The organism is Arthrobacter sp. PAMC25564 (assembly GCF_004798705.1).
Taxonomy (GTDB): Bacteria; Actinomycetota; Actinomycetes; order Actinomycetales; family Micrococcaceae; genus Arthrobacter.
Genome location: NZ_CP039290.1, coordinates 2,990,521 through 3,013,961, shown reverse-complemented (window position 1 = coordinate 3,013,961; position 23,441 = coordinate 2,990,521). Strand labels below are relative to the sequence as shown.

The window sequence follows — 23,441 nt, the reverse complement described above, 5'->3', positions numbered from 1 at the left end:
CGGGCTAAGGAACAGTAATGGAACAGAACACACGCTACGCCGCCCGCCCCCTGACACTGGGCCGCAACGGCCGCACCCCAAAGACTCTCCGCTATGACGCAGCACAGCGGATCGCCTCTCTCCTGACGGCCGGGGCCACCGCCAACAACGAACTGAGCCTGAACGGAGCAAAGTCATGACCGAAAACGCGCACAGGCCCGTCGGCCTGGCCCAGTTGTCCCTGCTGAACACCATGCCGCCTGACCTGGTGGAAGTCGCCGCCCGGGCGGGTTTCGATTTCATTGGCGTCCGGGTCCGCCCCGTGACACCGGCGGAGCGGCCTTACAACCTCCAGCCAGGCTCACTGATGCTGCGCGAGACGCGGTCGAGGATGGAGGACACGGGCGTGACCGTGCGGGATATCGAATTCCTGCTGCTGGACGGCAGCGACCAGCGCGAAGCATGGCTGCGCATGATGGAGGCGGGCCAGGCCTTGGGGGCAAGCTCCCTCACCGTGGCCGGTGCGGATCCGGACAGCGCCCGACTGGTCGGCACGCTGGCCCGGATGACCGAGGACGGCCGCGGTTTCGGGATCACCCCCACCCTGGAGGCGATCTCCTATCAGCCCGTCGCCTCGATCGCCCAGGCCGCGGACATCGCCCGCCAGGCAGGCTGCCGGATCGTGGTGGATACCCTGCACTTCAACCGCTACAACGGTCCGGGCGCGGCCGATCAGTGGGAGGAGCTGCGCGCCAACGCCGACCTCGTGCCGCTCCTGCAGTTGTGCGACGGCCCGGCGGAACGGCCCGCCAGCCGGGACGGGCTGGTCCTTGAATCCCGATCCGAGCGGGGCGTTCCCGGCGAGGGCGAGTTCGGCCTCGTGGCGGCGGTTGCCGCACTTCCGGCCAGCCTTCCGGTCAGTGTGGAGGCCCCTTCGGACCGGCGCGTGGCGGAACTCGGCAAGCTGGGGTGGGCGCGTCTGCTCAAATCAGGAGTTGACGCCGTGCTGGCCCAGGCAGGCAGCGCGCAGCTGACCGGCACTCTTGACAGGGCAGGTGCGAAATGAGCGGCACCACTGCAGAGTTAGCGACGGCGGAACTCGCGCCGGACGTGCGTATGCCGCTTATCGGCCTGGGCACCTGGCCCCTGACGGGTGAGAACGCCGCCGCGGCAGTGTCCCAAGCCATCGGCATCGGCTACCGGCACATCGACACGGCCGAGAACTACGCCAACGAGGCCGCCGTGGGGGAGGGCGTCCGCCGCAGCGGCGTCGACCGCGGTGACCTGTTCCTCACCACCAAGTTCAACACCCGGTGGCACAGCCGGAACGGAGTGCGCGAGGCCTTCGGCCAGGCGGTGCGGCGGCTCGGAACCGACTATCTGGACCTGTTCCTGGTTGACTGGCCCAACCCCGCCCAGGGGCGATTCGTTGAAGCCTGCGAAGGGCTGCAGGACCTCGTGGAGAACGGCTCCATCAGGGCTTGGGGTGTCTCAAACTTCAAACCGGCGCACCTGCAGGCCGTTCAGGAGGCCGGCCTGGCGGTCCCGCTGAACCAGGTACAGGTTGATCCCGAGCACGGCCAACCGGCCCAACTGGCGTACCACCGCGAGCACGGAATAGTCACTGCCGCCTACAGCCCTTTGGGCCGCAACGGGAGTTTCCTGGAGCAGACGGCTGTGCGCGACCCTGCCAGGGAGCTTGGCAGGACACCGGCCCAGATCGTCCTGCGATGGCATGTGCAGCACGGCCGCGTGGCGGTGCCGAAGTCCGCGGACAGCCAACGCCAACGGGAGAACCTGGACGTCTTCAGTTTCGCCCTGACCCAGCAGCACATGGCCGCGATTGATGCACTCGAAACCGGTGCGCCGCCGCGCCTGGACTCCGACACCTACTTCCACTGAGAAAGCACTGAACATGACTGCACCTCTGAAATCCTCTGTTGGACGGCCGAGTCTGGACTGCGATGTCCTGGTAGTCGGCTCCGGCGCGGGCGGTCTGTCTGCCGCCGTGACCGCCGCCTATCACGGACTGAAGGTAGTGGTTGTTGAAAAGGCCGATGTCTGCGGCGGCGCCACGTCCTGGTCCGGCGGCTGGGCCTGGACCCCGGGCAACCCGCTGGCCCGGGCCGCCGGCGTCAACGAGGACCGCGAACAGTTCCGCACCTACCTTCGCCACCGGCTCGGCAAGAACTACCAGGAAGACAGGGTGGAGGCATTCCTCGAGGCGGTCCCTCATATGGTGGGCTTCTTCCAGGACAAAACCAGCCTCCAGTTTGTACCGGGAACCAAGATCAAGGACATCTACGGCAGCACGCCCGGCGCCGGCACCGGGAACCGATCCGTGGGGCCCAAACCGTTCAACGCACGCAAAATCAAGCCTGAGCTCCGCGCCAAGATGCGCCACCAGCTGTACGAGACCTCTTTCCTCGGCATGGGCATCATGGCAGGCCCGGACCTGACCAAATTCCTCTCCGCCTCCCAAGGCAACATCAAAGGCATCTTCCACGCAGGCTGGCGGGTGGGCTTCCACATCCTGGACTTGGTTACTCACAGGCGCAACATGCAGCTGGTCAACGGGACCGCACTCACGGGCCGGCTGCTGAAGTCCGCCGATGACCTGGGCGTGGAGATCCGCGTCTCCACCCCGGCCAAGCACCTGCTGACCGACGGGTCCGGGAAGGTGACGGGCGCCGTCGTAAGTTCCCCGGAAGGCGAGCTGCAGATCAACGCTTCCCGCGGCGTCGTCCTGGCCGCCGGCGGCTTCCCCAACGATGTCTCCCGCCGAAAGGTGCTGTTCCCCAAGACGCCCACGGGCCGTGAGCACTGGACACTTGCGCCGAAGGAAACCACGGGCGACGGCATCACCATGGCGCAGGAAGTGGGCGCCCGCTTCGAGACGGACGTGGAGTCCCCGGCCGCCTGGTGCCCGGTCTCGCTGGTGCCGTACCGCAACGGACGTACCGGAACCTTCCCGCACATCATGGACCGGGCCAAGCCCGGCAGCATCGGAGTGCGGCGGGACGGCAGGCGGTTCGTCAACGAGGCCAACGGTTACTACGACTACGTCGAAGGCCTCCTAAACGCCACTCCAGAAGGGGAAGCGGTGGAGGCCTGGCAGATCGCCGACGCGGCGTTCGTCCGTAAGTTCCCCTTGGGGATGGCCAAGCCGCTGCCGGTGCCGCTCTTCCCCTACCTGCGCTCGGGATACCTCAAGAAGGGCAAGACCCTTGAGGAATTGGCGGCTGCCTGCGGGATTGATCCGAAAGGGCTCGCCGCGACTGTCGCTGAATTCAACGGCAACGCGCGCAAGGGTATTGATCCCGACTTCGACCGCGGCGCCAGCGAATTCAACCGTTACGGCGGGGACCCCGAGAACACCCCGAACCCCTCACTGCGTCCCCTGGAAAAGGGGCCGTTCTACGCCGTCAGGATTGTCCCGGGATCCTTCGGCACCTTCGCCGGACTCGCGGCCGATTCACGGGCACGGGTCCTGAACAACGATGGCCAGCCCATCAGCGGTTTGTACGTTGCAGGCAACGATCAGGCCTCCGTCATGGGCGGGCACTACCCCGCCGGGGGCATCAACCTTGGGCCGGCGCTGACCTTCGGCTACGTTGCCGGCCGCGACCTCGCCGGAGCCACGCACTACGAAGATGACGGCACCAGAGCCCCGGAAGAACGCGCCGGAAACAACGATGCGACGGTCAAGCGGCCGAGTTTGAATTAGCAGAGGTCGGCCCTGATCTGTCGAGGATCCCAAGCCTGCAGTGAGTGTTCGAGGTTGCAGCCACACACCCTGGGCATCGGATCGGGTGGTATTGGTGCCGGACTGGGCTCGATTGCGGAGGTTTTCGGGGGAGCGGCGGGGCCAGATGGCTGCTGGTCGCACCGAAGCCTTCGGTAGAAGCCCGGACCAAGGCATGACGTGTAGGCAGAAGTGCCCGGCTGGACGGCCGGGGTAGAGCCGGCGGGGATACGGATGCAGCGCCTCGGCTATTCGGCCGTAACGCTGGCCGGTGACTTTTTGACCGTGGCCAGCAGGAGGACTCCGGCGACGGCTGTTGCGCCGGCAAGTAGGAAGGCGATGAATGCTTCTGCCGGGGCTGTGTCGGCCTCACCGAGGACGGCGATGCCTAGGGTGACGGCGACAAGCGGATCGATTACTGTCAGGCCCGCGACGACGAGTTCGGATGTCCCTCGGGTGTGGGCGTTTTGGACCAGGAATGTCCCGAACAGGGCGGCGATGATTAGCCCTGCAAGACAGGTCAGGGATAGCCATTCGAAGTCCCCTTGGAAGAGTCGGGCAATCACGGTTTTGGCCAGGGCCGCGACGAACCCGAAGAGGATCCCGGCTCCGGCGGTGAACACGACGGCGCCCCAGCGGTGGCGCCAGAGACCGAAACCCGTGCCGAGCGCAGCGAGGACGGCGCCGAGCAGTATCAGAATAGTGATGAGGTGCCGGTCATTGATTTCAACGTCCCGCGCGGAAACTGCAGCGACTGCAACGAACACCCCTACACCGGCAATGCACAGGGCCACGGATGTGAGCGCGCGGCGGCCCGGGGACCGTCGGGTCATTCTGGCGGTGGCCAGGGTCGTGACCACAAGGGCGACCGCGCCGATGGGCTGTACGACGATCAGGGGTGAGAATCTCAGACTTGTGAGCTGCAGTAGTATTGCCGCTCCCAGCATGGCTGTGCCGACGAGCCAGGCTGGTTTGCCCAGGAGGGCCTGTAACCGGCCCCCGCCCATGCTCCCGGCGGCGCGCCCTGGTGCGGGTCTCTGCTCGTCTACGGCTTTGTGTTGGAAGAGGGTGCCGAGGGCCAGCAGGATCGCTCCGGCGACGGCGATCGGGATGCCAAGCCAGTGATAGGAAGACAAGGCCGGCCCTGCGATAGTCTGGATCATGATTCGACCCTAAAGGTGGCTGGCAGCGCTCACTGCACCGCCTCAGCACCTTCCTGCGAACGCGCCCGAAGATCCGAAGCCTTTCCAGAGTTTCTCGAGCTGGCCGGGGGTGCACAGGATCCCCTGGCCCAGAAGATGGCCCGGAACGGTATTCATCCACAGCGGGCAGGTGCTTCTGCTTAGAGCTGGGGTCTGGCCCCGGACAAGGAGCCTGGTTCCTAGGAGGACCAGCACCGTTTCCGCCTTGGACTCATCAGGACAACGGGTGCAGGTCAGACGCCTGCAGGATCGATGACGCCATGGCGTTCAATGGTCGCCAGTTCTTTCAGCTCGTGCAGAATCTCCAGCTGCTGGCTGTTGATTGCCATAAGCAGCTCAATCTCTTCCTTCGCCTTTACGTTGGTGTCGTAGTCGTGTTGGGCCATGGCGGCGGCGATGGCATCCTGCCTCTTGGCGGCGATCAGCAGGATGGCGCCTTGGAGTCCGGCCAGCATCGAGAGCAGGAGGTTTAGAAGGATGTAGGGGTAAGGATCCCAGGAATTGGTGGCCAGGGCCCAGGTGTTTATGGCGGCCCAGATGAGCATGAAAGCGACGAAGCCGCCCACGAATGGCCAGCTTCCCATTCCGTTTCGCATGATGTCGGCGGCGCGCTGGCCTCTTGTGAGGGTGGCTTTGTGCCCCTCGTGCCAGGTCTTTTGGTGGTCGGTCATGACTCAGGGTGGCCGGGGGAAGACTACCGTCCACCCTCTGCTTGCCAGTGGAAACTGATCCGGAGCGGATGGGAACGCCGCGGTCTTGTTGACTCCTTGACTTAGCGAGGGCTCGTGGAGTGATGCCGATCATGTCGGCGGCTTAAGGGGGCCGAGTTCGCAATGTGAGTTATGGGCGCTGGCCGCGGTGGCGGGCTCCGCTGCGTCATTGGCGGTGCGTGCTCACTTCGTGGACGGCCGGACCGTCGGTCATGCTCGCTAGTGCTGTGCTTATTCGGGGCCGCAGGTCAACCTCCTGTTGGACGGTCGAGTGTGTACAAACCGACCGTCAAGCGGAACCACCAGGACCTGCCAGACCATGCTCGAGCTGCATATCCGTTCCGTCATCGGTCACGTCCCCGTGAACAAGCTCGACTACCGCGTGATCGCGCATCGGGTCAGGTCCATGATGGCCAAGGGTAAAGCGCCGAAGACCATCCACAACGTCCACGGCCTGATTTCGGCCGGCATGAATACTGCAGAGATGCTCGGATACATATCGCGCAATCCCTGCCGCGGCGTGCAGCTTGATTGTGGAGGGCATGGGGGAGCGGTACAAGGCCTTCACCAATTTCCTGGTCATGACCGGAACGCGCTTTGGCGAAGCTACCGCGCTGACTGTGGCGCGGACGTGGATCCGCTCTCCAAACCGCCAACTGCCGCATTAACAAGGCTTGGAAGCCGGATGGGCAGAATCAGTACTACATTGGGGCCACCAAGACGGGTGCAGGTACTGGCTAGTGGCGGATTTCAACGTTGCCGCTGACCGTTGCAGGATGTTTGATGTGGGGGAGTTGACCGCCGCCCCAGCTACGTTGAATCCATGGTGAGGGTATAGTCCTGGCGGCTCGCCCGTCATTTAAGCATGTCGCTCATGACGGGCGCCTTCTTGTCGTTGTCCGTCAGCGGCGCGAGGCCCCACTGGCTTTCTACCGTGTGCAGCACAGAATAGTGGCTGAATGCTGCATCGGATCTGAACCCCTTTTTCGCTGCGGGCCCGGCGAAAATCGTTGGCACTTTGTTGCTGCTGTCGTCACCTTCGTCCCAGGTGACCACCAGCAGGGAGTTCTGGGTTGTGAAGGCCGGCGATGCCAGAATTGCGGAAACCTGTCGCGACAGCCACTCGTCCCCAGTAGTCACTGGGCAGTCGTGCATGTCGTTGCACATATTAGGGCTGATGAACGCATAATCTGGGAGGCTAGACGCACCCTTCAGGTCCTCGCCCAGTTGTGTCAAGGCAACGACATGTGCCGCGCACGAGGCTTTATCGCCGGTGACACCGGGGTAGTACATGAACGGATTGTGCTTTACCGCGTACTTGCCTGAATTTTTCGCCGTACAGGGGGCGGGCATGTCCTCGGCGTACATTTTCCAGCTTCGGCCTGATTCGCCGATCCGCTCTACGATATTCGGCACATTTGCCGTGCAATTGCCACCGGGGCTGCAGTCATCGGTGATGCCGGCGTTGGTGCCGCTGGTCAGAGCCAGGTAATTGGGCAGGCTCGGGTGCGTCACTGCCTGATAGTTGACGGCCAGCGCGTTATCGGCGGCCAGTGTGTTGATGTACGGCGCATCGCTATTGTCGATGATGAGCTGTGAAGGCTTGTTTTCCTCCACTATGATGACGATGTGATCCAGCCCGCGCGGAGTCCGGACACCGGCAGCGGGACCGCCCGATGACGAACCCGCGGCCGGCTCAGAGGGACTTGTAACGGGAGCCGGAGCCGAACGGGACGGAACCGGAGCAACCGCCGGCGGTGGTGTTGTGCATCCCGCCGTGAACAGCCCCAAAGCGAGGGACCCACAAGCGAGGACCAGGGATCTTCTCTTCCTGCCCATCACCGGTGCTAGCCGCATATTCCCCGCTCTGCTACCTGTCATTGGCTCTCGCGGCGTCGGAGAGTATTGACGTCATTCTACAACGCGGCCACCCTGAGCGGCAGAGCGGGACCGAAGAGATTTCTGGCGGGCCGGGCGCGGATGGCCAAAAGGCGCCGTGACGATCGAGCAGGTTTTTGCAGAGGCACGGCGCCGCGGAGCTCAAGCCATCCATCGACGGGGGTGGTGACGCCGGAGGCGGTCAGCCTGTCAACCTCGTGCAGCGCCGGCGGCTGGTCCGCCGGCGGCGAATGACGGCGCTTGACCGCCTGCTGCTTGATGGAGGAGATCCTCTGCCAGGGCGGCCCACTGGGGCCGGAAGGAATAGAGGCAGCCGAGCCGGAGGCGGGCCGCAGCGGCGTAGGCGTCGAAGCGGGCCGGGGTGACCCGCAGTTCCTCGGCGGCGGCGATGACCTGGTGGCGGGCGCTCCGGTATCGCTCGGGTGTCAGGCGCCCTTGGCGCAGGCGCAGGCGCAGGTGGACGGCGAGGTTTGCGAGGTCGGCGGCGGCTTCCGCCAGCCCGGCCTCGTCGAAGTCCAGCAGCCCCAGGGGAGCATCGGGCGCGGTGGCGAAAACCTGCTTGTCATGAAGGTCCCCGTGGGACCAGACCAGCGGATCAGGGCTGGTCCGGAGCAGCTGCTCCGCGATCCGCCCTGCGGCCGCAGCCACCCCGTCCCGCTGGGTCCGGGCGCCCGGTACGTCCTGGGCATGCAGCAACCACCGGTCCACCATGCGTTGCAGATTTTCGAGTTCGACGGCGGCCGTGCGGGGTGCCAGCGCCGCCAGTGACGAACGGTACCCGGCAGCGCCGGCCAGGGACTGCTGACGGACCCAAGCGTGGGACCATTTTTGCCAGATTCCTTCGAACCCGGCGTCGCTGACCGCGGGGTCGTTTCCCAGCTCGAACAGCGAGCGGCCGGGGAGGGCGGTGATCAGGAGGCAGCCCTGGGTGTAGGAAACGACTTCAGGGCTAAGGAAGTCCCCGGCAGCCAGAAACGCGGTCGTCCGGATGTGCCGGTCCGCGGCTTCGTCGGACTGCCGGGGCCGGAAGATCTTGAAATAGCGGTCGCCGGCCCTCACCACGGCCCGCTTGTGGGCCCGGTGCACCACCACCTCGCCCAGCGGTTCCACTGGGGCCAGGGCGGGCAGGCGCCGGTCGCCGCCCTGAGGCAGCAGCTCCAGCGCTCCGGCCCGGAAATGCGCGGCCCGGACGCCCGCCCGTCCGGGCGCCGCAAGCTCCATGATGTAGTCCCCTGCCGTGGGCTCGGGCCACGCCCGCCGGACCAGCCATTGCGCTCCGTCCGCGTCCGGGATGGAGAGCGGGACGGGCGGGTGCCAGCTCATGTCATCAGCTCCTGGGCGCGGCGGACCGGCGGATGCGAGGCGCGTTCGTCGAGCGCGGCGAGGGCCAGGGACAAGCGGCCCGGCAGCGGAGAACAGGCCAGACGCAGCCAGGCGGCATCGGAATACGCACGGAACCTGTCCGGACTGACCTGCAGCCGGTCAGCGGCGGCTATTACCTGCCGGTGGGCCGTGAGATAGCGTGCCGGCGCAAGGCGTTGTTGGCGTACCAGAAACTCCAGGTGGACATCCAGATTGGCCAGATCGAGGGCGGCCTCGGCCCGGGCAGTGTCGTCGAAATCGAGCAGTCCGAGGGCGGACGCGCCGTCGATGGCGATGAGTTGCTTGTCGTGGAGGTCACCGTGGGCCCACACCAGCGGATCCGGTGCCGACCGGAGCAGGTCCCGTGCCACGTCTTCCGCCCTGGCGCATAAGGCATCGCGTTGCGACGACGCTTCGGGGAGATCCCCATAGTGGCGCAACCACCGGTTCACCCACCGCGACAGATCCGCTACTTCGACGTCCGGCGAGTGGACCGGCAGGGCGGCCAAGGCACTGAGCCGGGCGGTGTCGTAATGGGCGCCTACCTGGGTGGTCCAGGCCAGCGACCAGTTCTCCCACAGCAGGGCAAAAGCTGCATCGCTGACGGTCACGAGGTCCTTCCCCAGCTCGCCCAGGGTCCGTCCGAAGATGGAACTGAAAACGATGACATCCGCGGAGCTCCGCATGACCCTGGGCGCTCTGAAGGGGCCGGCGCCCAACAAGAGCTCGGTTTGTGCGCAACGTTCGGCGGGCACGGTAGCCTCGCCGGCGCGGAAGATCTTGATGTAGCACCCCTCTGCGCGTACCACAGCGCGTGTGTGGGGCCGGTGGGCAATGATTTCCCCATGCCGCGCTTCGGCTATGAGGGACGGCAGTCCGGGGTCGTCTCGTGGCACCACCTCAAAGTGCCCGGACCGGAGGTGGGCTGCCCTAACGCCGGTCTCTCCGGTTGCCGTGACCTCCAGTTTGTAGTCCCCCGGGGTCCTGTCGGGCCATGCCCGGCGGACCTGCCAAGTTCGCCCGGAATCGTCCACCGCGCACTTCGGGAGCGGCGGAAGCCAGCTCATGGGACCAGCTCCCAGGCTCTGTCGATGTGCCTGGACATGTCGGCCGCCCATTCAGGGCACCGGTCCCGGAACGGGTCCACGCTGCCGGCGAACAGCCGGAGCGCTGCCCAGGCATCCGTCTCTCCGGGCACAAACCGGCCACCTGCAAGGACGTAACCCTCCAGCAGGGGTGCCAAGCGCGACAGGCTCGTGGTGTTCCCTCGCCAGCAGCCCATTTCCTCAACGGCGGCGAATGAGCCGAGATCGGCCTCCGGAATTCCCGTGCGGGCACGGTCGAAGTCGATGAGCCGGACCTCGGACCCGCTGACCAGCACCTGATCAGCGGAGAAGTCCCCATGGACGACGACGGCGGGCCCGCCGTCGTCGGCGCCTTCGAGACTGTGGCGGATCCGGGCCGCCACTCTGGCGGCACGCAGTTCCAGCGCGGGGACGAGCGCCGTAACCATGGCGCAGGTCACCGCCAGTTGGCGCTCCACGAGGGTCCCGGACCCAGCGGCGAGGCCGCCGTCTTCCGCCGCCGGAATGCTATGAAGCCGGGCGAGGGCTTCGCCTGCCCGGCGTACACTCTCAGGGTCGTCGCTGGCCGCTAGATCCCGGTCGCCCCACAGGGGGCTCGCGCTGGTGCCGTGGTCCCGGCAATCAGCACCGCCGAGCATGGGAAGTACGGGAACTCCATGGCGCCGCAAACGCTGGTGGAGACGGTCCGCGTTCTCAGCCGGATGGGCCGCGGTCTTGATCACGAGCGGCGCATCCTGATGTTGCTCCAGCAGGACCACGCGCCGCTCGGGCTTGTAGCGCAGCACCGTGGCGCCGCTGCTAAGGAGTCCGGGCCCGGGGCGCGGCACGGCGCCGAGCTGTTCCAATCCCACGTCGGCGAGCCAGCGGAGGTTGTTACACAGTGCCCAGTCATCCTCGATTCCACCGACGGCGATCACGGCATCGGTGTGGGCCGGGGCAGCAGGCAGGAGGCGTAGTCCCCCGCCACGCCGCTCCGACTTCTGGGCACGTCCGTCCAGCTTGACGTTGCCACGCGTCGTGAGGGCCCAGCCATACTCTTCCTTGCCGTCAAGGGTGCGGCGGAAGGCAACGAGGGCAGATGTGCCCGGCTTGTACCGGACCCGGTTAATGCGGACCGGTTCCCCCAGGACTTCGGAGAGCAGGTCGTCGTCGAGTACCACGGCAAGGCAGGGCAGCCGGTCGTCCCGGCAGGCGAGCGAGAAGTCGGCCTCGCGCAAAGGCATGCTCACGGCATTCAAGTGGGCACCTCAACATCGCGGAGCACTACTCGCTGTTCGTCCTCCTCCACCGCTTCGTCCTCTGCTGCGCGGATGGTGGGCGGATCTCCCAACCACCTGCTGAACCGGCTGTCGGGGTCCTGCAGCAGCTCCAGCGGACGGCCCTCTTCGAGGATGCGACCGTCCTCGAGCCAGATGACCCGGTCGCAGAGGCGGGCGGCGAAAGCATCGTGGGTGATCGTGATCGAGGTCCGCCCCCGGGTCAGGATCTCCAGGGCATCCAGGATCGATTCCCGGGACGCCGGGTCCAATCCCGCGGTCGCCTCGTCCAGGATGACGATCGGCGCCTGCCGGAGGATGGCACGGGCGATCGCGATCCGCTGCCGCTGCCCGCCCGAGAGATCTTTGGCCGCTTCGCCCAAAACCGTGTCGTAGCCATCCGGAAGGGCACGGATAAAGTCGTCCGCCTGGGCCAGTGCCGCGGCGTGTTCGATCTCTTCATCGGAGGCATCCAGGCGACCGAACCTGATGTTCTCCCGCACGGTGTTTCCGAAAAGGACGGAGTCCTGGAGCAGGATGGAGACGTGGGAGCGCACCGACGCGATCTGGAGGTCCTTCAGGTCCTCGCCTCCCACCCGGACCGTGCCGGTGGCGGGGTCGATCATGCGCAGGATCAGGCTGGCCAAGGTTGATTTTCCGGCACCGGAGGGGCCGATGATGGCCAGGCGTTCCCCGGCCGGAATCGTCAGGTTGATCGCGTGCAACACCGTGGTGCCCTCGCCGTGGCCAGCGGAGACGTCTTCGAACACGACGTCCGGGTGGCGGCTTTCCAGGGGGCGGGCGTTAGGAAGCTCGGGCAGATCCGTTTCGGCCTCGAGTAGGTCGGCCACGCGTTCGCCGGAAGCCGTGGCCTGCGCGATCCGGCTCGTTTGCTTGGCCAGATCCTTCAGCGGCTTCATGCCGGTTTTCAGGTAGGTGAGGAAAACGACCAGGTCCCCGGGGGTAATCGAGTGATCCAGTACGCGCCAGCCTCCACCCGCCAGGACGATGGCCGTGGCGAAGCCGATCAGCACATCGGTGCGCCGTTCAAGGCCGGCGGCCAGCCGGAGTGCGGCGACGCCGGTCCCGAGCGTGGCTGCGTTGCTCTTCCGGAAGCTGGAGCTGATGGTGTCCTCGAGCCCGTAGGCCTGCACTTCGCGCATGGCCCCGAGGGTCTGGGCGGCCGTGGTCGCCAAGGCTCCCTCACCCTTGCGGGATTTACCCGCTGCCTTCGTAATCGAGCCCGAACTCCGACGCGACAGGAGGGCGAAAATGCCGGCCGCCAGGAAGACAACGAGCGCCAGCATCGGATCAAGCCACAGCATGATGACGGTCATGGCCACGAGCGTGACAGCGTTGCCCAGCATCGGAAGACCGGCGGTAACGGCGACGTCCTGCAGGCGTGAGACGTCACTGACGAGCCGCTGGACGGTGTCTCCGGAGGACGCCCGCGTGTGGTGCCGCATGGACAGGCCCTGGACGTGGCGGAACGTGCGGGCACGGAGGTCGGCCGCGACCCGGGAACCGACGAGGGCGAAGGAGATAGCGGACCAGTAGTTGGCGATGGCGCGCAGGATGCTGATGACCACGATCGCGGCGCCGCAGAGCAGCAGCGTCTGCAGACTGGCTTCCAGTGCGGGTCCCGGCCTTCGCAGGGTCGCGCCAAGGGAGCGTGTCACGGCATCGATCACCAGTTTCACGGGCCATGGCTCCAGCAGGCGGAACAGGACGTCGGCGGCAAGAGCCGCGAATCCGATGACCATCCGCAACCGGTGCTCGCGCAGATGCGGGCCGACGCACCTCAGGGTCCGGCGGAGCCCGGAGACTGGTTTGTCAGCCTGGCCGCGGCGCATCCCCCGCCAGAGTCCCTTCGGGGTTCGGGCGGGTACGTGCCTGGGCGCGGTCATGGCCAGGCCGCCTGCCGCGGGACTGGGAGCGCCGCCGTGATGCGGGAGAGGACCCCGTTCCAACTGAAGCGTTTTTCGGCCTCTTCGCGGGCCCGGCTGCCGAGATCTTCGCGCAGGGCAGGATCGCCAGCCACGCGGGTAAGTGCCGCAGCGAGAGCCGCGGGCTCCGAGGGTGGGACCAAAATGCCCGTGCGTCGGTCTTCCAAGATGGAGGGAATCTGGCCCACGGAGCTCGCGATGATCGGCATCGCGGCGGCCATGTACTCGTAGACTTTCAGCGGCGAAAAATAGTCGTCCCGTCCCTCTTCTTCCGCGGGATAGGGCGCCGCGGCGGCGTCGCACTCGTGCAGCAGGGCCGGCACGTCCGCCGGCCGCACGGCACCGATGAACTCCGTCTCAACCCGCAGCGAGCCGGCGAGCTGTTCCAGTTCCATCCGGCCCGGGCCGTCGCCGATGATCCGTACCGCCCACCGACGGCTCGGACCGGGGGCGGTGGAATTCGCCAACGCGACGGCCTGCAGCAGGTCCGGCACCCCGTGCCAGGGCTTCAACGTTCCGACAAAGGCCACGGTGAGGTGGTCGGGGTTTTTCCGGCCGTGGCGGCGCGCCGTGATGCGTTCGGTGTTGACGCCGTTCGGCGCCAAGAGCGTCCGGGCCCTGGGTACCCGGGCGTGCACCCAGCGGACCACCGGCTCCGAAACACAGGCCACGACGTCGGCGGTCCCGGCATTGCGCCGAAGGACCGTTTCGGCCTTCCTGACGTCCAGCAGTTCGCGATACTTCTGTTGTTCCTCGATCAGCGGGGCGTTGACTTCCAGTACCGAGGGGATGTCCAGGACGCGGGCCAGCACCGAGAGTGCCGGGCTGAACAGCGAATAGCGTTCGTACACCAGACCGCAGCCTTGGCGCAGGACCTGGTCAACGAGGGCGAGTGCGGCGTCCTCAAGTGCCTGCTCACGGGCCGGCCCGGGGACGCTGTCCGGCTGGACTTCGACGACGTCGAGGTCGTCAAGGTCGTCGGGGCGGTCGGTTCCCAGCCGGGAGCAGTAGACCGTGACATTGGCACCTGCCACGCGCCAGGCCCGGACGATTTCCTGGACATGCACGGATGAGCCCTTGGTGCCGAAGACGGGCACCCCGGGGTCCGCGCAAATGTAGGCCACGTGCATCAGGCGACCCTCCTTTCCGCGAGGGCGAGGGATCGAAGGAGTTCGGCTTGGCGTCGGACGTCGAAGTCCTGCTCGATCAGTGCGCGTGCGTTGCGGGTCATTGCGACCCGGTCGGTGCCGGGGGAGCTCATCTTCTGGATTGCGCGGGCCAGGAAGTGCGGGTTTGCCGGCTGCGCCAGGATCCCGGTTGAACCATTACGGACCACTTCCGGGATCCCGGTGACGGCCGTGCTTATGCAGGGAACTCCGGCGGCCATTGCTTCCAGGAGGACCGTGGGCATGCCGTCCGCGTTGCCGTCCGCCGCGACGACACAGGGCGCGATGAAGATGTCGGACGCATCGAGCAGCTCATGGACCTGGTCCTGGGTCTGGGCTCCGATCAGCCGGACGTGGTCGCCGAGGCCGAGGCGTTCGATGGTCGCCTCAAGCTCTTCGGCCAGCACACCGGTTCCGGCGATGCGCAGGTCCAGGCGGAAGCCCGCATCCAGGAGTTCGGCGGCTGCGGGCAGCAGATGCTGGAATCCCTTCTTTTCCACCAGGCGCCCGACGGCGGCGATCCGCACCGCGGTGCCGAGCGGGCGTGGATCCCGGTACGGGAAGCGGTCCAGGTCCAGGCCGTTGCGCACCAAATGGAGCCGGGCCGTCGCGGCCGGGAAGCGCCTGCGCAGGTAGCGCAGGTTGAAGTGACTGATCGTCACGGCGTGGTGGGCTTGTTCGAGCTTGATCCGGAGGTCCTCGCTGTTGACCGAGTCATGGAAGATGTCGACGGCGTGAGCGGTGAAAGAGTAGGGGATACCCGTGATGGCCGAAGCCAGCCGGGCGACACTCGTGGCTCCCGATGCGAAGTGGACGTGCATGTGCCGGATATTCCGGTGCTGCAGGGCAACGGCCAGGTTGATGGCACGGACGGCGTCGTCCGGCGCGGCTGCGGAGAGTTCGGCGAAATTCCTGCCCAGCGCGCCCGTGAGCCCGGCCGCTCCGGCCGCATGAAAGCACTCCCAGAGGTCGGACGTCTTCAGCGGCCGGTCAATGTAGGTCACCGGCGCCTGGACCCTTGCGAGTTCGGAGTGGAACCGGGGGTCGTTGGGCGGCAGCAGGGAGAAGATCTCGATCCTGTCCCCTGCCGCTTCCCGGGCCAGGATCTCGGACACGATGAAGGTCTCGGAGAACCGCGGGTACATCTTGAGGACGTAGGCAGTCCCCGGCTCAGACGGCGACACGGGCGGCGCCTTCTTTCGGACTGAGTGCCGGATCGCTGGCATTCGGACGGAACAGCGGCTGGAGCAACTGGGCCGCCAGTTGGGGAACACGGATCAGCCCGTCGAGGACCGCGCGACGGCGATCCACCGTGGTGCCGACCCGCGCCGCGAGCCAGCCGCCGAAGATGTCGGGGGTCAGCGTCCCGATGTCCTGCTGTTCCAAATAGCCGGCGTTGGCTAGCGACGTGGCCCGGATGCGCTGCTCAGCCCGAGCCTGGGTGCGGGGCACGATCAGGGCGGGCACGTTCGTGCTCATAATCTCGCACACCGTGTTGTAGCCGCCCATCGAAACGACGGCCGCCGCGTTGCGGAGATGATAAATAAGGTCATCCACCGTGGCGACAACCTTGACGCCGGGCCCGGCCAGCTGCCGCAATTCGTTGAGCTGCTCGCCGGGCATCTCGGGCCCCGCCACGATCAGGTGTCCCAGGCCCTCCGGCACGTGGGCGGCGACCGCCACTCTTGCCAAGGCATGGCCGTCTGAGCCGCCGCCGACTGTCGTTAGGCAATAGGAGCCGGGCATGCAACTGGTTCCGGAGCCGGGGGGCCGTCCCTCGGCAAGATAACCGGTGTAGCGGATAAGCGTCCGAAGGGAGAATGGAATTTCGCCGGCCGCCACGGGATCGTGGACGGCGGGATCGCCGTAGATCCAGATCTCATCGAATAAGGCCTTGACCAGCCGCGGTCCGCCAAAACGGGCCCATTCACTGAAGGCTACGTCGGGGGAGTCCAGGACTTCCCGGAGCCCCAGCACCACCCGCACCGGGGCGCCCGAGCGGGCATGCCGCAGAGCGGATTCAAGTTCGCGGTGCACCCCGGTCGCGTGGCGGTCCACTATCACCAGGTGCGGGCGGAACCCGGCCAAGACGGCTTTGAGCAGCAGTGCCCGCATCGACACGAGTTCGTGCATGGGCATCGCGAGGTTTCGCGGCAGATAGCCTTCCGGGCTTTTCCCCACACCGGGCAGCAGTACCCAGTCCCAGCCGTCCGGCGCCTGGAACGCGGGCGCATGCGCGGTGCCGGTGATGAGGATGCCGGTGACGGGACGTCCGGTCAGCCCCGGAAGTTGATTGTTCAGCGCATGCGCCAGCGCCAAATTCCGGCGCACATGCCCCAGACCGACTGAATCATGTGAGTAAAGCACTATTCGCATCGGATCCATTTCGGTCCTCCAAACACACGGCCCGCAACTCAGGGGGTATTCCCTCCCAGCGGTGGTTGATGTCAAGAACCAGCCTGCCCCGCAAGCGTGAGGAAGGGATGAGGGGAAGATTAAGGACTTCTCATGTACAGCGCTCGGGCTGCCGTCGGTTCAGAGCTTGAGGCCCACGGTCTGCAGCGGTACCCGGATCATGAAGCGTGATCCCTGGCCATAGGCTGATTCCACGCTGGCCGTGCCACCGTGGGCTTCGGCGATAGCTGCGACGATGGCAAGTCCGAGGCCGGATCCTTCCTCGCCTCGGCCCGGGCGGACCCGGCCGAAACGCTCAAAGATCCGCTGCTGGTCCTTCACCTCGATGCCGGCACCCGTGTCGCGCACCCACAGCACGAGCGTGTCTGAACCGGCCAGCGGGGTGCCGTCCGGCGCCGTCGGACCTTCGATCCTGCCGCCCAGAGCGATCGTGGAGGAGCCCCCGGTGTACTTGACGGCGTTGGCGGCCAGCTGGACGAGAGCCTGGGTGAGGCGCTGGGGGTCGGCCTCCACCACGTAGTCGGCGCTTTCATCGATCTGCCAGTGACGGTCCGCGAGGACATGGATTTTCTCCATTACCTGTTGGAGGAATTCGGGGATCCGGATGGGCGCTTTCCTTATGAAGTCGCGGTGGCCGGCATTGGCGAGCACCAGCAGGTCATCCACGAGACGCTGCATCCGGTCCAGCTCTTCGAGCAGCACCTCCCTCGTGGCGATCACATCGGCGGGGTCGTCGACGGACACCAGTTCCAGGTGCCCCCGGAGAATCGTGAGGGGGGTTCGCAGCTCGTGGCCGGCGTCGTCTAGGAACTGTTGCTGCTGCCGGGCGCCCTCATCGAGTCTTTCCAGCATGGTGTTGAAGGTCTTCGTCAGCAGCGTCACGTCGTCCTCGCCGTCGCGCACTTCCACCCGCTGGGTGAGATCCTCATGGCTGACCACCCGGGTGGCTTCGCGCAAGCGGCGGAGCGGATCCAGCAGGCGCCCGGCTACCAGCCCGCCGATCAGGGCCGCGGCGAGCAGCGTGCCGGCCGCTACCAGGGAGTACGTCTGGACGGAGGCGAGATTGTGGTCTCTTTGGTCGGAGGCGTCCCGGCCCAACAACAGATACGTCCCTGTGCTTTGAGCCGTCGCATCCTTCACCGGCAGGACGACGGTCCTGAGCGGACGGCCGCCGGCGCTGAACTCGCCGAAGGCTGCGGCCGAGGGCTTAGGGAGCCGGGTGACGGCCGGTTGCAGCGCTTGGTCCAGGAGAGGCTCATCAGGGTTCCCCTCTTTGATCCACTCAATGCGCCCGTCCACGATTGCGGCCATGACTTCGTTGCTGCGCGGTGCGATGTCCTCGGCGGAGTCGCGGAGCTTGTTGCTGTAGGAATCGCTGCTGTCACCGCTGTTGGTCTCTACCAGCTTGACCAGTGAATTTCCCTTGTCCAGGATGGCCTGGTCAACCCGGGCGTCGGAGTCCTGGAACTGGACAATGAAGGCGATCAGTCCCGCACTCACCAGCCCTGCGAGCATCATGCCCAGCATGGCGGCCACCACCCGGAAACGCACCGAATGGAACTTCGCGCTCCAGCCGGACGGGTCTAAGTCCGCGGACGGGGGAGCTCCGCCTGCCGTCGTGGCAACGGCCGCCATCACGGGCACGGTGCGGCCGTTTCCAAATAGCCGCTGCAGCACGGATTTCACGAGTTACCTTCCCTGGCAAGCCGGTATCCCGCGCCGCGCATGGTGACGATGCGGTCCGCGCCAATCTTTTGCCGAAGCTGGCGGACGTAAACGTCCACCACATTGGACTTCCCGTCAAAGTCATAGCCCCACACGTGACTGAGGATTTGTTCCCGGCTCAGAATCTGCCCCGGATGAAGCAGGAACATTTCGACCAACGCGAACTCGCGGGCCGAGAGTTCAATCGCCTTGTCCCCGATACTCACCTCATGGGTGTGCAGGTTCAGTTCCAGGATGCCGTGGCGGATAATGTGCTCGGTTGGATGGTAGTTTTCCCCGGCGCGAACGCGGCGCCTGATGCGAGCCACAAGTTCCTCGAAGCGAAATGGCTTGGCTATGTAGTCGTCTGCGCCGCCCTCTAGGCCCGCTACGGTGTCTGCGGCGGAACCCCGGGCGGTGAGGATGATAACTGGAATGTCCAAACCGCCTTTGCGCAGCACGGTCAGCACGGCAAACCCATCAAGGCGGGGGAGCCCGACGTCCAGCAGCAGTAGATCGAACTGGCCGCTGGACGCGTAGTCCACGGCTGTGACACCATCAGCGACCACCGTGGGGACGAATCCGGCGCCCCGCAGGCCCTTCTCAATGAACCGGGAGATGCGTTCTTCGTCTTCTGCGACGAGTATGCGGATCACGTTGACCTCAAGGTAATGCCAAGTTCGGTACCTCCAGGTGCACTGCGTGCTCCTGGCACTATTTCCGGTACTTCAGGGCTGGTCCAAACTGTGGCGTCTCCTACTTGGGAGGAAAGGATGTGGCTCAGCGGCATCATTGGTCGCTGGCGTCCAGGCTGCTTCCTAAGGGACCTAGCGCCGGTGAGCGGTGTCATGGTGTGGGACTGGAGCTTGGGCAGGCAGGAGGGTGAGGGAGTTCAGGGCAGACGGGATCCCTAAAGCACGGTAGTCCCAGCCGGCCGAGCGGTAGGCATCGGCGTCGAGGGCATGCCGGCCGTCCACGATGTTGCGCCGTGAGACAAGCCGGCCCAGCTCGACGGGATCGGCGCGTTTAAAGACCTCCCATTCGGTCAGGAGCGCGAGGACCTCTGCGCCCGATACCGCCGCTTCGGTGCTAGCCGCGTAGGTCAACTCCGGGTATTTCCTCCGAGCGTTGTCCATGGCCCGGGGGTCGTATACCGTCACCTGCGCCCCGGCTTGGTGGAGTATGCGCGCGACATCCAGGGCAGGGGCGTCCCGGATGTCGTCGGAGTCCGGTTTGAACGCGGCGCCAAGGACAGTGACCTTGACGTCGGCCAGATTGCCATAGGCGAGGTCGGAGACGAGGTCCACCGTCCGCTGCCTGCGCCGCCGGTTGATGTCATCGACCTCGCGCAGGAAGCTAACTGCCTGACCGACCCCGAGTTCGCGGGCACGGTAAGCGAAAGCCCGGATGTCCTTGGGCAAGCAACCACCGCCGAAACCGAGCCCTGGTTTGAGGAACTGACCACCGATCCTGCTGTCGTAGGAGAGTGCCTCAGCCAGCAGGTTCACGTCCCCGCCGGTGGCTTCGCAGATTTCCGCCATGGCATTGATGAAGGAGATTTTCGTTGCAAGGAACGAATTCGCGGCTGACTTGACCAGTTCCGCGGTGGGCAGGTCCGTCGTGACCACGGGGGTGCCAGCCTCGATCAGGGTGGCGTAGACGGCGTTTAGCTGCGCCCTTGCCCAGTCGCTGGCCACGCCGAAAACGAGACGGTTGGGCTGGAGCGTGTCTTCGACGGCATGTCCTTCACGCAGGAACTCGGGGTTCCACGCAAGTTCCACAGCCCGGCCCCCTGGGGATAAACCGCCGACAAGGGATGCCAGCCGGCTGGCCGTGCCGACGGGAACCGTGGACTTGCCCACCACAAGGCACCTGTGGTGCAGATGGCCGGCCAGACGACGGACAGCGGCGTGGAGGAAGCGAAGATCCGCAGCGTCCGAGTCGGTCGATTGAGGAGTTCCAACGCAGATGAAATGAATGTTGGCGTCCTCGGCGGCTGAGAAATCGGTGGTGAACCGCAGCCGCCCTGTTTGAAGTGCCTGCCCGAGGAGTTCTGCCAATCCGGGTTCGAAAAACGGCAGCTGGCCCCTCGATAGGGCCTCAATCTTGGTCTCATCGACGTCGATTCCCATGACGTTATGGCCAAGGAGAGTCATGCAAACGGCATGGGTGGCGCCCAGGTATCCGGTTCCGATGACGGAGATGGTGAGGGAGCCCGGTTGCCTGAGAGCCTCAGCGGCACCGGCTGGCTGCGTGATGGCGGTAGATCTCATGGGAATTCTCCTTAGCAACTGCGGGATGCTGGAGGCCGCTTCCCAGTGAGCGGCGGGACCTGGCATAGGGCCTGCACCGGCGTTGCGTCCCGCAGCCCTCCCACGATCCCGCGACGGCGGTCCGTTTGGAAGGCGGCGTGACGGTGAACGTGACATCGTCGTTGGCCCCTGCGCAGCTAAACCGCGGCGGAGATTGGGCGGTGCGTGAGTGGTGTCGGCTGGGGTGCCAAGGTTCAGGGTTGTCGGCCAACGCAGTGTTGGCCCAGGCCGTTTGCGGGCGGAGCGGCGTGCACTTCAGAGTCCGCAGCCCGCTGTCCGGGCCCGAGAGGCACCTAGTGCACTCCTTCCTGCACCCTCGGGCGCGGGAAAGGAAGAACTGCTTATTTGGTTCGAGATGGTAGCGGCGCACAGTACCTCACAAAGCTAACGGCCGACCGGAGACTGTCCCATCGAGTGGCTGGCACTGGGTTTCTCCCGCCATCACAGCCTCGGCAGCCGGTCCGCTAAGTGTGGCACAACGCGATCCATCAGTACACAGGTGATCCCGCCCACAAGGCCGAGGTGGCCGGCGCTGGCTTGGCCAGCAGCTGGAGGCGCCCGGCCGACGACGGCACGTTCCTGGTGATCCCCCACCGGGTTCCCATTCGCGAATCCTTGAGGCTTAGAATCTCCCTTATGGGGGACGAGTGCTTCCTCGTGATTGCTTATTTTGGGGGTGTGAGTTGGGGTTCCGTTACCGCAAGTCGAAGAGTTTCGGGCCTGTAAGGATCACGGCGTCGAAGCGCGGGGTGAGTACGAGCATTGGGGCAGGCCCGTTCCGGGTTACGAAGTCCACGACAGGCCGCACGACGAGCACAGTGAGGATCCCTGGAACGGGCGCCTCGTATGTGGCCACCGGCTCTGGCCGCCGGTCGACACAGAGGCCTGCTACCCGGGCGTCCCAACCGACTCGCCCGCAGCTTGCGCATCAGACCATCAGCGACGAGACATGGCGGGAGTTCCTCGCTACCGATGGGACGGTCGCGGCGTCGAAGTTCCAGCGTAACTTCGTTCGTGCGGCTGTCGCACGCCGAACGGGCAAGCGCCCGAGTCTGATGCACCTGACCTTGGGACAGGCGGCGCGCGTCCTGGAGCATGTGGGTCAGAGCCCGGCTAAGCTGAACGCCGGCGGCCGCGGCGTGCCGAGCCTAGAGAAGGCTGGGACGTTTGCCCAGTGGATCATGTTCGGGGTGCTGGTGCTGGTGCTGATTGTGACGGTATCCTCACCTACTGGGTTTCTGCTGGCCGCGGGGATCGTCGGGCTGATGTTCTTTTTTCGGAAGCGGCGCCGTGACCGGCAGGCGTGGGAGGACGCGACCGGGGCGGTGAGTCCAGTCAGCGGCGTGCAAGGAATCGCGGTTCCTGATGTCCAGATTGAGGCCCCGGCGAATCACGCCGCCCCAAAGCGGGTCGCCTCTGAGGCTCAGGCACCAATTTCGCCGGTCACTCGCCCCGTTTCCTCAAGCCAGGGGCTGTATCGCGTGTCGCTCGGCCGGTTGGAATGGCCGAACGTCGAAGTCGTGGGCGAGCACGCGTACAGCCAGGTGATCAAAGCCGCGCTGCGCGGCAGTGAGGCGCCGATCGTTGCACGGAGCGACAGCGAAGTCGAAGGCGTTCAGGTGGAACTGGTCTCCGAGCCGGATAACCCGTATGACACGAATGCCATCAGCGTTCGTTGGCGGAATCAGGTCCTTGGCTATCTCAGTGGAGAAGACGCGATCCGTTACGCTCAACCTCTCAAGAGAATTATTGCGAGCGGGCTCACGGCGGTTACGACGGCTCGCATCTGGGCGTACGACGGCGGCGATCAGCTCCAAGCCCGAGTCACCGTCGCCCTGCCCGAGCCGGAGCTGATCACGCCGCTCAATGAAGCCCCGACGGGCGTCACCACTCTTGTACCGTGGGGATCGGCGATTCAAGTCCTCAAGGAGGAGGACCATTTCGACATTCTTTTCAACTACGTGCCACCGGAAGGGGTCGGTCTCCTGATCGTCAGTCTGCACAAGGCGATCCGCACACTTAAGAACGGTGCCGAGCGTCCATTTGTCGAGGTCCGACTTGAAGGTGAACGCGTCGGTGAGCTTAGCAACGTCACCTCGGCGCATCTGTTGCCGCTTCTCGAGCACACCGAGACTATCGGAGAAACGGCCCTCGCTTACGCAAAAATCACCGGCTCAGCCCTCGCTGCCCAGCTCGTTCTGCACGCCGCCAAGGCCACCGAGATCAGCGACGACTGGCTATCCGACGGCCCACACCCAGCTCCAAAGCTCCTTCCAAGGGCCACGGGATATGAGGTCCCGCCGGCTTACGCTACATAGGAGACACCCCGGACCGATCCGATCAACAGAAGTGGCCGGTGGGGAATGAGAATCTCGAGGGATTGATTTTTGGGAATGGGATCCCCGACCCTGAGGCGACTGGTATGGCTTCGGAACCGCAGTGGTTCCCGGCCATGGACCGGACACGGACCTTCGGCCAGTGGTGCTGGCTGACTGAGTTCCAGTCGCGCGTCGATCGCCAAGCTCTTTGTTGTCCGGGAATGGGCCCTTTTAGTTTGTGGCCTTTGTGTGGCCGGGTGGCCCGTGCTCTTGGGTTATCGCGACTCTTCGGGGCTTGTTCCTTCTTCATGGCGTCGGCGGTGGTCTACTACATGATCACCG

General features: G+C 65.6%; 19 protein-coding genes. 6 read left to right on the top strand and 13 right to left on the bottom strand.

Annotation, left to right across the window (positions count from 1 at the left end; all coding sequences use genetic code 11):
• Positions 1 to 17 precede the first annotated feature (17 nt).
• The 4 genes from E5206_RS19325 to E5206_RS14065 are packed head-to-tail and all read left to right on the top strand — an operon-like array spanning position 18 to position 3,706.
• Positions 18 to 179 carry a hypothetical protein gene (locus tag E5206_RS19325; RefSeq protein ID WP_168709349.1) on the top strand — a complete coding sequence of 54 codons (162 nt, stop codon included), beginning with the start codon at positions 18 to 20 and terminating at the stop codon, positions 177 to 179.
• The gene (locus E5206_RS14075) at positions 176 to 1,045 is read left to right on the top strand and encodes a TIM barrel protein (RefSeq protein WP_136323033.1); all 870 of its coding nucleotides are present in this window, start codon (positions 176 to 178) and stop codon (positions 1,043 to 1,045) included. The genes E5206_RS19325 and E5206_RS14075 overlap by 4 nt, the downstream gene beginning before the upstream one ends.
• Complete coding sequence (locus tag E5206_RS14070) at positions 1,042 to 1,881, top strand: aldo/keto reductase (protein ID WP_136323032.1); 840 nt, start codon at positions 1,042 to 1,044, stop codon at positions 1,879 to 1,881. The genes E5206_RS14075 and E5206_RS14070 overlap by 4 nt, the downstream gene beginning before the upstream one ends.
• Before the next feature lie 13 nt (positions 1,882 to 1,894).
• Positions 1,895 to 3,706 carry an FAD-dependent oxidoreductase gene (locus E5206_RS14065; protein WP_136323031.1) on the top strand — a complete coding sequence of 604 codons (1,812 nt, stop codon included), beginning with the start codon at positions 1,895 to 1,897 and terminating at the stop codon, positions 3,704 to 3,706.
• A gap of 266 nt (positions 3,707 to 3,972) precedes the next feature.
• Here the strand turns inward: E5206_RS14065 and E5206_RS14060 are convergent, their stop codons facing one another.
• Positions 3,973 to 4,887, bottom strand: a complete 915-nt coding sequence (locus E5206_RS14060) for a DMT family transporter (RefSeq protein WP_136323030.1) — start codon at positions 4,885 to 4,887, stop codon at positions 3,973 to 3,975.
• A 272-nt stretch (positions 4,888 to 5,159) separates the two neighbouring features.
• Entirely contained in the window at positions 5,160 to 5,597 is a 438-nt protein-coding gene (locus E5206_RS14055) for a DUF1003 domain-containing protein (RefSeq protein WP_136323029.1), read from the bottom strand.
• 358 nt (positions 5,598 to 5,955) lie between these two features.
• Here E5206_RS14055 and E5206_RS14050 point away from each other — a divergent pair, with 358 nt between their 5' ends.
• The gene (locus E5206_RS14050) at positions 5,956 to 6,402 is read left to right on the top strand and encodes a hypothetical protein (protein WP_205759932.1); all 447 of its coding nucleotides are present in this window, start codon (positions 5,956 to 5,958) and stop codon (positions 6,400 to 6,402) included.
• 89 nt (positions 6,403 to 6,491) lie between these two features.
• Here the strand turns inward: E5206_RS14050 and E5206_RS14045 are convergent, their stop codons facing one another.
• The 11 genes from E5206_RS14045 to E5206_RS13995 all read right to left on the bottom strand — a co-directional run bounded on the left by E5206_RS14045 (position 6,492) and on the right by E5206_RS13995 (position 20,742).
• Positions 6,492 to 7,253, bottom strand: coding sequence for an alkaline phosphatase family protein (locus E5206_RS14045; protein WP_168709348.1), 762 nt, complete (start codon positions 7,251 to 7,253; stop codon positions 6,492 to 6,494).
• Positions 7,254 to 7,724: 471 nt separating this feature from the next.
• The gene (locus tag E5206_RS14040; protein WP_136323027.1) at positions 7,725 to 8,858 is read right to left on the bottom strand and encodes a phosphotransferase; all 1,134 of its coding nucleotides are present in this window, start codon (positions 8,856 to 8,858) and stop codon (positions 7,725 to 7,727) included.
• A complete protein-coding gene (locus E5206_RS14035) occupies positions 8,855 to 9,706 on the bottom strand; it encodes a phosphotransferase (protein WP_240689747.1) in 852 nt (283 codons plus the stop codon). Before E5206_RS14035 ends, E5206_RS14040 begins: the two co-directional genes overlap by 4 nt.
• A gap of 254 nt (positions 9,707 to 9,960) precedes the next feature.
• Positions 9,961 to 11,205, bottom strand: coding sequence for an aminoglycoside phosphotransferase family protein (locus E5206_RS14030; RefSeq protein ID WP_136323025.1), 1,245 nt, complete (start codon positions 11,203 to 11,205; stop codon positions 9,961 to 9,963).
• Positions 11,206 to 11,216: 11 nt separating this feature from the next.
• Positions 11,217 to 13,145 (bottom strand): ABC transporter ATP-binding protein, encoded by a 1,929-nt coding sequence (locus E5206_RS14025; protein WP_240689745.1) that lies wholly within the window; start codon positions 13,143 to 13,145, stop codon positions 11,217 to 11,219.
• A complete protein-coding gene (locus E5206_RS14020; protein WP_136323024.1) occupies positions 13,142 to 14,314 on the bottom strand; it encodes a glycosyltransferase family 4 protein in 1,173 nt (390 codons plus the stop codon). Before E5206_RS14020 ends, E5206_RS14025 begins: the two co-directional genes overlap by 4 nt.
• The gene (locus E5206_RS14015) at positions 14,314 to 15,534 is read right to left on the bottom strand and encodes a glycosyltransferase family 4 protein (protein WP_136323023.1); all 1,221 of its coding nucleotides are present in this window, start codon (positions 15,532 to 15,534) and stop codon (positions 14,314 to 14,316) included. The genes E5206_RS14020 and E5206_RS14015 overlap by 1 nt, the downstream gene beginning before the upstream one ends.
• Positions 15,521 to 16,681 carry a glycosyltransferase gene (locus E5206_RS14010; RefSeq protein ID WP_240689743.1) on the bottom strand — a complete coding sequence of 387 codons (1,161 nt, stop codon included), beginning with the start codon at positions 16,679 to 16,681 and terminating at the stop codon, positions 15,521 to 15,523. Before E5206_RS14010 ends, E5206_RS14015 begins: the two co-directional genes overlap by 14 nt.
• A gap of 204 nt (positions 16,682 to 16,885) precedes the next feature.
• A complete protein-coding gene (locus tag E5206_RS14005) occupies positions 16,886 to 18,451 on the bottom strand; it encodes a HAMP domain-containing sensor histidine kinase (protein WP_136323021.1) in 1,566 nt (521 codons plus the stop codon).
• Positions 18,448 to 19,125: a response regulator transcription factor gene (locus tag E5206_RS14000; RefSeq protein WP_136323020.1), complete on the bottom strand. Its 678-nt coding sequence runs from the start codon at positions 19,123 to 19,125 to the stop codon at positions 18,448 to 18,450. The genes E5206_RS14005 and E5206_RS14000 overlap by 4 nt, the downstream gene beginning before the upstream one ends.
• Before the next feature lie 171 nt (positions 19,126 to 19,296).
• Positions 19,297 to 20,742, bottom strand: a complete 1,446-nt coding sequence (locus tag E5206_RS13995; protein WP_136323019.1) for a UDP-glucose/GDP-mannose dehydrogenase family protein — start codon at positions 20,740 to 20,742, stop codon at positions 19,297 to 19,299.
• Between the two features lie 1,094 nt (positions 20,743 to 21,836).
• On the opposite strand from E5206_RS13995, the gene E5206_RS13990 reads away from it, so the two are divergent.
• Complete coding sequence (locus tag E5206_RS13990; RefSeq protein ID WP_240689741.1) at positions 21,837 to 23,099, top strand: HIRAN domain-containing protein; 1,263 nt, start codon at positions 21,837 to 21,839, stop codon at positions 23,097 to 23,099.
• Positions 23,100 to 23,441: the final 342 nt, after the last annotated feature.